The following is a 9,941-nucleotide window of genomic DNA, read 5'->3' as shown; positions in this document are numbered from 1 at the left end:
GGCTCCGCTCGTCCAGCACCGACAACGGACTCACCAAGTTCGGATACCGATGGCAGACAACCGCTACCGGCGGGTGGATCGAACGCGACACCCTCGACGCACCCCTCAGCCCCACCAACGCCAACCGATACGCCTACGCAGGTATTGACCCAGTGAATCGTGTCGACCCTACCGGGGCAGTAACGCAGGAGTGCATCGCTAACACTGTTCAATACGCGGGTTCCTCTGCCGAAATTGCCACTGGTGTCGCGGGTGTAGTTTTGGCGACCGTGGTTACGGAAGGCGGCGCCGCAATTGGCGCAGGAGCAGGTGTGGATTTCCTGATCGGCGCATCTGGCCAACTTTCGAATGCTAACGCCGTGAAGAGCACCTGTCCTCTCGGGTACCGCGCGGCACTGATCGGGCCGTCGGTCCTGTGATGAGCGGACGGACCGGCGCAGCGGTCTTCGGATGGATTTTGGTCGCACTTGGTGTCGTCTTCTTCTCAACGCTCCTCATCACCTCAGGAGACTGGGGACGAGCCCTCCCGTTCCTTGGGCCGCTCGCGCTGGGCGTAATCCTCGTGCTGTACGCACATTCGAAGCGCTGATGATCGAAAGCGATCTGGGTCATGCGTTTCGGAAGGCGGTACGCGGCTGCTGCGGCGCCGACGTGAACAATCTGCTCAACCAGTCCACGGACGGGGAGCGGAGTACGACTACACCTATGGCAAGGGCATCACATCCCGCACCGTCGCCGGCACGGGAACCGCGTCGGCGATCAGCGACCTGACGACGGGACAGCCGCTGGACCTGCAGACCACCGACGATGTCACGACGAGGTGTCAGCGATCTTTGAACCACTTGTCGACCGTCTTCCGAGGCGGCAGGCCGAGCCAGATCCTTCAGACGTGCCATCTCCCTGAGCAGGCGCTCCGCTCCTGCTCAAAGCCGAGGTCCTCGACGCTCGGCCTGCTTCCGCTGCCGTTCGGCTTCCTGCTGCGGGCGGACCTGCTCGGCGCACTGTTGGGCCTCCGCGGTCTCGCGCGCTGCGCGGCAGCCTGCTCGCTCCGCTGCGCGGCAGCCTGCTCGCTCTGCTGCGCGGCAGCCTGCGCGCTCTGCTGCGCGGCAGCCCAGCGGGCGCGGAGCCGTGCGGCGAGTCGGGCGACCTCGTCGGCCGCAGCCGAAATCTGACATAAGATAAATTATCGGCCGCAAGAACAGTGGCTCTCCGCTTCGGTGAGTAAGAGTGCTTGTACGTTTGTGTTTCAGCCGGTTGCGCGGACGATGGCTATGGGCACAAGATTCCCACGCAGGGCTTTGGCCTCGGCTATGGGTTCTCAGCATCTGCTACCTCTTCCAACTCGACAGGAACGCTGTCGGAGGGCTGGACCGGTGGTTTCTCCTGCACTGCTGGCGCAGGAGGCGTTGTAACGGGAAGCGTGTCGAGCTCCAACACAAGCCCAGTGCCAACGGATTATTCTGTCGGGGGTGGGGTCGGGGACGGCGCTGACTGCGGAGTGGACTTCACCTACACAGGGAGCATTTGGTGATCTTTCTCATTGTTGGTGCGGTGGCTGTTGTCTTAGGTACAAACTTGATAATCTTTCGCAACGCCGCAGCAGTGCATGCAGAAAGACAAATGACACGTGCAGTATCATCTAGCTTCCGTCCCTCCTATGCACCTTGGTTTATAGTGATAATCGGAATAGGGATGATAGCTCTCGGATCGTACTTCATTGTGGCGTCTCTATTCCGACTTTTGTCTTGACGTCTCTGCCGGTCAGTGCCTATTCTCTGGAGGCGCCGAAATGCTCCTGGGTGCGTACGGCGATCCCTGGGGAGCTGTAGCCGGCTTCGCGGTCGGGTGCGGTACGGGATTGTTGAGCCAGTATGCGTCCGATCAGCGCGACCAGGACGTAGCCCACGGATTATCGCTCTACAATCAACTTTCGACTGGTCTGGATGTGATTCGGAGAATCGGAGAAGGTGAGTACTGAGGTGAGCACTCTCCCTCTGTTTCTGGGAGTATTACTGATCGTCGGGGGACTGGCTGCAATACCTTGGATTGCTCGTAGGCAGAGAGAGCGACCATCGACTCCAAAGATGCGCGGAGCGGTCGCAGCAGTGGGCATCGCTGTTATGGCGGTCGGTGCTCTGGTTCTGCTGCTGAGCCGGTGACGTGCGGATAGGACTGCGGCCGCCGTCCTGCCGCGCATCGATCGGAAAGGCGATCGAAGCGCGAGTCGAAGGAATGTCACAACAAAGGTCTCGCCCGGTGTCAAGCCGGCGTCGTGGCAGGGGCACCAGCACATCGACTACGACTCCTCGAGCAAGGTCGCACGGGTCCGCGCCTGGGCCGGCGATAACGACGCCACCCCGGTTGTGAACACCCTGTACTGCTACATCGCCGGCGCCGCGACCAGCGGCGACTGCGCTGCCGATAAGGCCAAAGACCGCGACACGCTGCAATGGTCCCGCCACGACCTGCCCGGCAGCGGGCAGAAGACCACGTCGTACACGTGCGACTCCAACAGCCGCTTCACGAAGGCCGTGCAGGCGGGCGGTGCCTCGAACACGACGTGGGCGTTCACGTAAGGCAGGACTGGGGCTCTGTCGCTTTGGTGAATAAGAGCAGTGCTCAGATTCCGACGGTCTGTTGCATGCCGCGTCAGGTAGCGCAGCGCTGGGGCAAGCGCTCAGCCCCGCGCGACCGCCGCCACCGTCGCCACGACGACCTCCCGCCGCCGCGCCGCCCCCACCTCGTCCGTCAGCCGGGCGTACTCCGGCGTCGCACCGCTCCACAGCGCCGCTGTGTGGATGACGATCCCGAGGAGCTCCGCCGCCGAGAAGGATGTCGGCAGCCGTCCGTCTCGCTGTGCATCCTCGATCGCCCGGAGCTTCGCGGCGTTGCTCTGCACCACGGCATCGATCGGGTGCGAGGAGTCGCCCCGCTCGAGCCGGTACCAGGTAGCGAGACGCTGCACCCAGGGACGGTGCGCGTACGAGTCGTGCAGGCGTCCGGCGTACTCGGGGAGGTCGTCGGCGTCGATCGTGACCTCGTCGAGCGTCTCGGCGACCATCGCGTCGAACACCGCGTCGAACAGGCCGTCCTTGCTGCCGAAGTAGTGGTAGATCTGCGCCTTGTTGCTCGCGGCGGCGGCGGCGATCCGGTCCACGCGGGCGCCGGCGATCCCGACCGATGCGAACTCGTCGCGCGCGGCGACGAGGAGTCGGGCGCGAGTGGCATCGGCGTCGCGGGGCATCGGCATCCACCCAGGTTATCAACCAGATGGTTGACAAGCGAGCGTCGGAGGTGTTCCATGAGTTCTGTCAACCAACCAGTCAGTTAGGAACACCATGTCTGTCTTCCTCGTCACCGGCGCCTCGCGTGGCCTCGGTCGCTCGATCGTCACCGCAGCCCTCGCTGCCGGTCATCAGGTCGTCGCCGGGGTCCGTGACGTCCACGCCCTCGACGACGTCGCCGGGACGACCGGGGACTCCAGCGCCGAGCTCGTCCCCGTCGCCCTCGACGTCACCGACCCCGACGCAGCCCGGGCCGCCGTCCGCACCGCAGTCGAGCGCTTCGGTCGGCTCGACGTGCTCGTGAACAACGCCGGGTACGCGAACCTCGCCAGCATCGAGGACGTCGACCCCGCCGACTTCCGCGCCCAGGTCGAGACCAACCTGTTCGGCGTCGTGACCCTCAGCCAGGAGGCCGTGCACGTCATGCGCGAGCAGGGCGCCGGACACATCGTGCAGGTGTCCTCCGTCGGAGGCCGGATGTCGACGCCGGGCCTCGGCGCGTACCAGTCCGCGAAGTGGGCGGTCGGCGGGTTCTCGTCGGTCCTCGCGAAGGAGGTCGGACCACTCGGCGTCCGCGTCACCGTCCTCGAGCCGGGCGGCATGCGCACCGACTGGGCCGGCTCCTCCATGTCGGTCGCGCCGATCCGGCCGGAGTACGAGGCGACCGTCGGACTCTCGGCGCGGATGCACGGCGGCACGAGCATCGGCGCGAGCGACCCGGACCTGGTCGCCGAGCTCGTCCTGCAGGTCGTGGGGATGGAGGAGCCGCCGCTCCGCCTGCTCGTCGGCCCGGACGCGTTCGAGCACGGGACCGCCGCAGGCCGCGCGCTCCTGGCCGAGGACGAGCGGAACGAGGCCCTCAGCCGGTCGACGCAGGCAGTCGACGCGACTCCGGAGCAGCTGGACCCGCTGGCACACGCCTGAGACGCGACCGCTGGACGGACGGGAGGCGCGGTGCGGGCTGCATCCGCGCCTCCCGAACCGTGGACGGTACCGCCTTCACGCGCTGGCCGACAGTCCACGTGCCGGCGAGCGCGTGCGGTGTCGGTGCGCGCGAACAGTCACCAGCGCTGAACGTGCACGACGCACCGTGCGGGCACACGGTGCGTCGTGGTGTGGTCACCCCGCGACGCGCGCCGTTGCGCGCCACGGGGCGAGTCGACCGGCCGTCGGCGAGGGCCGGTGCGAGGAGCGTAGGCAGGCTCCGACCCTGGTGGAAGGAGTCCTGCGGGATGCCGAAACGGCCTGCGGGCCCACGCAGGAGGCCGTCCGGTCAGGCCGAGGCGAGCGCGCCCATCTCCCGGACCACGGCGCGCAGGCGGACGGCCAGTTCCTCCGGCCCGCCGACGGTCTCGCGGTGTGCGACCTCGGACAGCGCCGACATCACGAGGGCGACGGCGGTGCGGGCGGTCTGCTCGTCGGTCCGCGTGCCGACCGTGGCGAGCAGGGACTGTCGGGACTCGGACATCCACTGCATGACCATCGGGGCCATCTCCGGGCGGAGCACGAGCAGCTCCTTCATCCGGCGGCGGTCCTGCGAGAGGGGCACGGTGGCCGCGACGAGGCCGCACAGGTCGTCGATGAAGCGCCCCTCGGCGGTGGCGAACCACGTGGCGGCGGCCGGCGGGACCTCGACGGTGTCGAGCCCGAGCGCGGCGTGCGCCTTCGAGGAGAAGTAGTTGAAGAAGGTCCGCGGCGAGACGTCGGCGTCGACACAGATCTGCTCCACGGTCACCCCGTCGAGGCCGTGCGCCGAGACGAGCGTCAGTGCGGCGTCGTGCAGCGCCTGGCGCGTCTGCTGCTTCTTCCGTTCACGCAGCGAACACGGCTCCGTCGCCGTCGTCGTCGCGGGGGTGGTGGTCACGGTGGCTCCTGGTCCTCGGGCTGGTGGAGTGGGACGCCCGTCCACGAAGGGGGACAGCGGACGGACGTCCCGGTCGGTCACCGGCGCGGCGCGGGCTGCGTCGGGGTGGATCCGGTCATCGGGCCGGTGAAGGAGCCCGCCTCGGCGGCGGCCAAGCCAGCGGCCGCCTCGAGCTCGTCCTCCGGCGAGAGGCGGTCGGAGTCGGTGCGCTGCCCGCCCGCGGCGTCCGCGCGCTCCTGCAGCGCCGAACGCTGGCGGAGCGGCGGCACCCGGAAGAACCAGGTGAGGACGAAGGCGAGCAGGATCACACCGAGTCCGACCCAGTAGATCGTCACGGACGAGGCGTTGAAGCCCGCCATGAACGGCCGGGTGAGCCGGCTGTCCGCACCGGTCAGGAACGACGTGTCGTTCGTGCTCATGGTGCTCGACCCGGATCCGCTGCCGTCGGAGACCTGCTTCGCGACGGCCGGGGTGAGCTCGCCCACCCAGTAGGACCGCTGCGCGGCGTCCGACCAGTCGACGACGAGTGTGCCGTCCTGCACCGAGGCGTGCGCCTTCTCGGCGGCCGCGGCGAGGGCCTGGTCCTGCACGGCGGCCGGGGCGCTCGCGGTCGACTGCTGCACCTGGGCGGTGACGTCGTCGAGCGAGGACTGCACGTTCTGCTCGAGCGGGGCGACGATCGGGGACCAGATCTTCTCCACGACACCGCGGTTCTCCTGCGCGGTCGCGACGGCCGGGTTCGTCGCCGCGTCGAGTGCCTCTCGCAGGTCTGCGCGGTTCGCGGTGGCGTGCAGGATGTTCGACGGCATGACCGAGAACAGGATCGACAGCAGGACGGCGGTGCCGAGCGTTCCACCGATCTGCCGGAAGAACGTGGCGGACGACGTGGCGACGCCCATGTCCCGGGCCTCGACCGAGCCCTGCGACGCGAGGGTCAGCGACTGCATGACCGAACCGAGCCCCAGGCCGATCAGGAACATGCCGATCATCAGGAACCAGAGCGGCTTGTCGATCGTCATGAACGTCAGGACGACGTAGCCGGTCGACACCAGGAACGTGCCGATGACCGGGAAGATCCGGTAGCGCCCGACCCGCGCGACGATCTGACCGCTCGTGATCGACGCGATCATGAGGCCGCCGACGAGGGGGAGCGTCGCGAAGCCGGACTCGGTCGGGGTCAGGCCGACGACGATCTGCAGGTAGAGCGGGATGGTCAGCATGGCGCCGAACATCGCGAAGCCGACCAGGAACCCGATGACGGTCGCCATCGAGAACGTGCCGGAGCGGAAGAGCTTCAGCGGGATGATCGCGGCGTCGCCCATCTTCGACTCGATGACGAGCAGCGCGACGAGGCCGACGACACCGATGACGTAGCAGGCGATCGCCGCGGCGGAGCCCCAGCCCCAGGTGCGGCCCTGTTCGGCCACGAGCAGGAGCGGCACGAGCGTGACGATGACGGCGGTCGCGCCCCACCAGTCGACCTTCGGCTTCGCGGTGTCGCCACCGTGCACCTTCGGCAGGTGCAGGAACACGAGCACCATGACGAGGGCGGCGATGCCGATCGGCACGTTGATGAGGAGCACCCAGCGCCAACCGGTGATCCACAGGATCTCGGAGGAACCGGCGAGCAGCCCGCCGATGAGCGGCCCGATCACGGACGAGATGCCGAACACGGCGAGGAAGTAGCCCTGGTACTTGGCACGTTCGCGCGGGGCGAGGATGTCGCCCATGATCGCGAGCGGCAGCGACATCAGCGCACCGGCGCCGATGCCCTGCACGGCGCGGAAGCCGGCGAGCATGAGCATCGAGGTCGACATCGACGAGAGCACGGCGCCGAGGATGAACACCACGATGCCGAAGATGTAGAGCGGCCGGCGCCCGAAGATGTCGGAGAGCTTGCCGTAGATCGGCGTCGCGATGGTCGAGGTGATGAGGTACGCGGTCGTCACCCAGGCCTGCTGGTCGAGCCCGTGCAGGTCGTCACCGATCGTCCGGATCGCCGTGCCGAACACCGTCTGACCGAGCGACGACAGGAACATGCCCGCCATCAACCCGTAGATCACGAGGAGGATCTGGCGGTGGGTCATCAGCGGCTGCTGGCCGGGTGCGGCGGTGTCCGTGGGGACTCCGGCTGCGCGTCGGCCGTGCTGCACCGGGACGGGTGCGGTGGCGGTCATCGAGCTCCTTGCTTCGTGCTGTGTTTCCTGCTGTGAAAGTTTGCAGACCGCGCAACGATACATCCATTGCTTCCGACAAGCAACTAAATCTGCGCACTACGCTGTCCGGCATGACAGAGGAGCGGGACGACGCCGAACGACTGCTCCGCGCGCAGCTCGACCGGCTGTGGGTCCGGCAGACCCTGCGCTCGTCGCTCATCGAGTCGCGCGGGGGACTCGACCCCACGGCACGCGTGATCCTCCGAGCCGTGGACCACTTCGGGGCCGTCCGCGCGATGGCGATCGCGGACGCCACGGGACTGTCCCGCCCGGTGATCAGCCGCCGGGTGGCGTCGCTCGTGGACTCCGGCTACCTCGGCACCGAACCGGACCCGGCGGACGGCCGCGCGAGCCTCGTGTCGATCGCCCCGGCCGGCCGCACGCTGCTCGACACGCTCGACGTCGCCGGCGCCGAGGTCGTCGACGACCTCACGGGGGCGTTCGCCACGGAGGAGCTGCACACCCTCGCGGGACTCCTCGCCCGGCTGAACGACCGCGCCGACGCGGTCCTCGGCATCGGCGCCACGGACCGGCGCGACGCGTCCTGACCACGCGGCACGCGCCCGTGACGTGACCACCAGGCGGACGGGAGGCGCGGTGCGGGCCCGCCCCGATCCTCCAGGCCGTCACTGCTCGCGCCGTATTCGAGATACCGTTTCCGCATGAGCACGGACACCGCCACCACCACCGAGACCACCGACGAGGGGCCCGTGGTGACCTTCGCCGACCTCGGCCTGAGCGACCCGGTGCTCAAGGCCGTCAAGGAGATCGGATACGAGACCCCCTCCGCCATCCAGGAGGCCACGATCCCCACCCTGCTCGAGGGACGCGACGTCGTGGGCCTCGCGCAGACCGGAACCGGCAAGACCGCGGCGTTCGCGCTGCCGATCCTCTCCCGCATGGAGTCGGGCGCGAAGGTGCCGCAGGCCCTCGTGCTGTCCCCGACGCGCGAGCTCGCCCTGCAGGTGTGCGAGGCGTTCGAGCAGTTCGCATCGCACATGAAGCACGTGCACGTCCTGCCGGTCTACGGCGGCCAGGCGTACGGCGTGCAGCTGTCCGCCCTGCGCCGCGGCGTCGACGTCGTGGTCGGCACCCCGGGCCGGATCATGGACCACATCGCGAAGGGCACGCTCGACCTGTCCGAGCTGAAGTACCTCGTGCTCGACGAGGCCGACGAGATGCTCAAGATGGGCTTCGCCGAGGACGTCGAGACGATCCTCGCCGAGACCCCGGACGACAAGCAGGTCGCGCTGTTCTCGGCGACGATGCCGGCGCAGATCCGCCGCATCTCGCAGCAGTACCTCACCGACCCGGCCGAGATCACGGTCAAGACGAAGACGAAGACCGCGGCGAACATCACGCAGCGGTACCTGATGGTGTCGTACCCGCAGAAGGTCGACGCGCTCACCCGCATCCTCGAGGTCGAGGACTTCGAGGGCATGATCATCTTCGTCCGCACGAAGAGCGAGACCGAGACCCTCGCCGAGAAGCTCCGCGCCCGCGGGTACGCCGCAGCGGCCATCAGCGGTGACGTAGCCCAGGCGCAGCGCGAGCGGACCGTGAACCAGCTCAAGTCCGGCAAGCTCGACATCCTCGTCGCCACCGACGTCGCTGCCCGCGGCCTCGACGTCGACCGCATCACGCACGTCGTGAACTACGACATCCCCGTCGACATCGAGTCCTACGTGCACCGCATCGGCCGCACCGGTCGCGCCGGCCGCAAGGGCGACTCGATCAGCTTCGTCACCCCGCGCGAGCGGCGCCTGCTGTCCGCGATCGAGCGGCACACCAAGCAGCCGCTCACGCAGATGCAGCTCCCGACGATCGAGGACGTCAACGAGACGCGCCTGACCCGCTTCGACGACGCCATCACCGCGGCGCTCGAGCAGCAGGACCGGATCACGGCGTTCCGCGACATCATCGCGCACTACGTCGAGCACCACGACGTCCCGGCCGAGGACGTCTCCGCCGCACTCGCCGTCGTCGCGCAGGGCGACGACCCGCTGCTGCTCGACCCGAAGGCCGACGAGCTCCGGAACCGCGTCGACCGTGACGGCCGCAGCGGTGACCGCCGAGACCGCGACGACGACCGTGGTGCCCGAGGTGACCGGGGTGACCGAGGCCCACGTCGCTCGCAGCCGATGACGGCGTACCGCATCGAGGTCGGGCGTCGACACCGCGTCGAGCCGCGCCAGATCGTCGGTGCCCTCGCGAACGAGGGGGGCCTGCGCCGCGACGACTTCGGGGCGATCCAGATCCGCCCGGACTTCTCGATCGTGGAGCTGCCGGCCGACCTCGAGCCGCACGTGCTCGAGCGGCTGACGGACACCCGGATCAGCGGGAAGCTCATCGAGATCAAGCCGGACCGCCGCGGTGGTGGCGGAGCGCGTCGGTACGACCGTGACGACCGTGGGCCGCGTGCCGGCGGTCGGGACCGCGACGACCGCGGGCCGCGGCGGTACGACCGCGACGACCGGGCCGAGCGCGGGGAGCGCAAGCCGCGTCACTGACGCAGGGTCCTGACGACGGGAGCGCGCCCCGCTCAGTGGCAACGCGAAGCGTTGCGCGGGGCGCGCC

The 9,941-nt window shown here is 68.5% G+C and carries 8 protein-coding genes; 5 read left to right on the top strand and 3 right to left on the bottom strand.

Annotation, left to right across the window (positions count from 1 at the left end):
• Positions 1–419 (top strand): RHS repeat-associated core domain-containing protein (locus Q7F20_RS16265; RefSeq protein ID WP_305741113.1); only part of this gene is annotated, 419 nt, incomplete at its 5' end.
• Positions 420–2,363: 1,944 nt separating this feature from the next.
• On the top strand, positions 2,364–2,576 hold the full coding sequence (locus tag Q7F20_RS16260) for a hypothetical protein (protein WP_305741112.1): 213 nt from the start codon (positions 2,364–2,366) through the stop codon (positions 2,574–2,576).
• Positions 2,577–2,677: 101 nt separating this feature from the next.
• On the opposite strand, the gene Q7F20_RS16255 is transcribed toward Q7F20_RS16260, so the two are convergent.
• Positions 2,678–3,250, bottom strand: coding sequence for a TetR family transcriptional regulator (locus Q7F20_RS16255; protein ID WP_305741111.1), 573 nt, complete (start codon positions 3,248–3,250; stop codon positions 2,678–2,680).
• 88 nt (positions 3,251–3,338) lie between these two features.
• On the opposite strand from Q7F20_RS16255, the gene Q7F20_RS16250 reads away from it, so the two are divergent.
• Positions 3,339–4,208, top strand: coding sequence for an SDR family NAD(P)-dependent oxidoreductase (locus Q7F20_RS16250; RefSeq protein WP_305741110.1), 870 nt, complete (start codon positions 3,339–3,341; stop codon positions 4,206–4,208).
• A 349-nt stretch (positions 4,209–4,557) separates the two neighbouring features.
• Here the strand turns inward: Q7F20_RS16250 and Q7F20_RS16245 are convergent, their stop codons facing one another.
• Positions 4,558–5,148, bottom strand: coding sequence for a TetR/AcrR family transcriptional regulator (locus Q7F20_RS16245; RefSeq protein WP_305741109.1), 591 nt, complete (start codon positions 5,146–5,148; stop codon positions 4,558–4,560).
• A gap of 77 nt (positions 5,149–5,225) precedes the next feature.
• The gene (locus tag Q7F20_RS16240; protein WP_305741108.1) at positions 5,226–7,325 is read right to left on the bottom strand and encodes an MDR family MFS transporter; all 2,100 of its coding nucleotides are present in this window, start codon (positions 7,323–7,325) and stop codon (positions 5,226–5,228) included.
• 110 nt (positions 7,326–7,435) lie between these two features.
• Here Q7F20_RS16240 and Q7F20_RS16235 point away from each other — a divergent pair, with 110 nt between their 5' ends.
• Together Q7F20_RS16235 and Q7F20_RS16230 are read left to right on the top strand one after the other, a co-directional pair.
• The gene (locus tag Q7F20_RS16235) at positions 7,436–7,912 is read left to right on the top strand and encodes a MarR family winged helix-turn-helix transcriptional regulator (RefSeq protein ID WP_305741107.1); all 477 of its coding nucleotides are present in this window, start codon (positions 7,436–7,438) and stop codon (positions 7,910–7,912) included.
• Between the two features lie 114 nt (positions 7,913–8,026).
• On the top strand, positions 8,027–9,874 hold the full coding sequence (locus Q7F20_RS16230; RefSeq protein ID WP_305741106.1) for a DEAD/DEAH box helicase: 1,848 nt from the start codon (positions 8,027–8,029) through the stop codon (positions 9,872–9,874).
• The last annotated feature ends 67 nt before the right edge of the window (positions 9,875–9,941 follow it).

This window comes from Curtobacterium sp. A7_M15, assembly GCF_030705415.1.
In the GTDB taxonomy this organism is placed as follows: Bacteria; Actinomycetota; Actinomycetes; order Actinomycetales; family Microbacteriaceae; genus Curtobacterium.
This window is presented reverse-complemented; position numbering and strand designations above follow the sequence as displayed.

Bases quoted from the DNA above. Each gene is read 5' to 3' on its own strand.
- Q7F20_RS16255 (WP_305741111.1), bottom strand. From the start codon at position 3,250: ATGCCGATGCCCCGCGACGCCGATGCCACTCGCGCCCGACTCCTCGTC.
- Q7F20_RS16250 (WP_305741110.1), top strand. From the start codon at position 3,339: ATGTCTGTCTTCCTCGTCACCGGCGCCTCGCGTGGCCTCGGTCGCTCG.
- Q7F20_RS16240 (WP_305741108.1), bottom strand. From the start codon at position 7,325: ATGACCGCCACCGCACCCGTCCCGGTGCAGCACGGCCGACGCGCAGCC.
- Q7F20_RS16235 (WP_305741107.1), top strand. From the start codon at position 7,436: ATGACAGAGGAGCGGGACGACGCCGAACGACTGCTCCGCGCGCAGCTC.
- Q7F20_RS16230 (WP_305741106.1), top strand. From the start codon at position 8,027: ATGAGCACGGACACCGCCACCACCACCGAGACCACCGACGAGGGGCCC.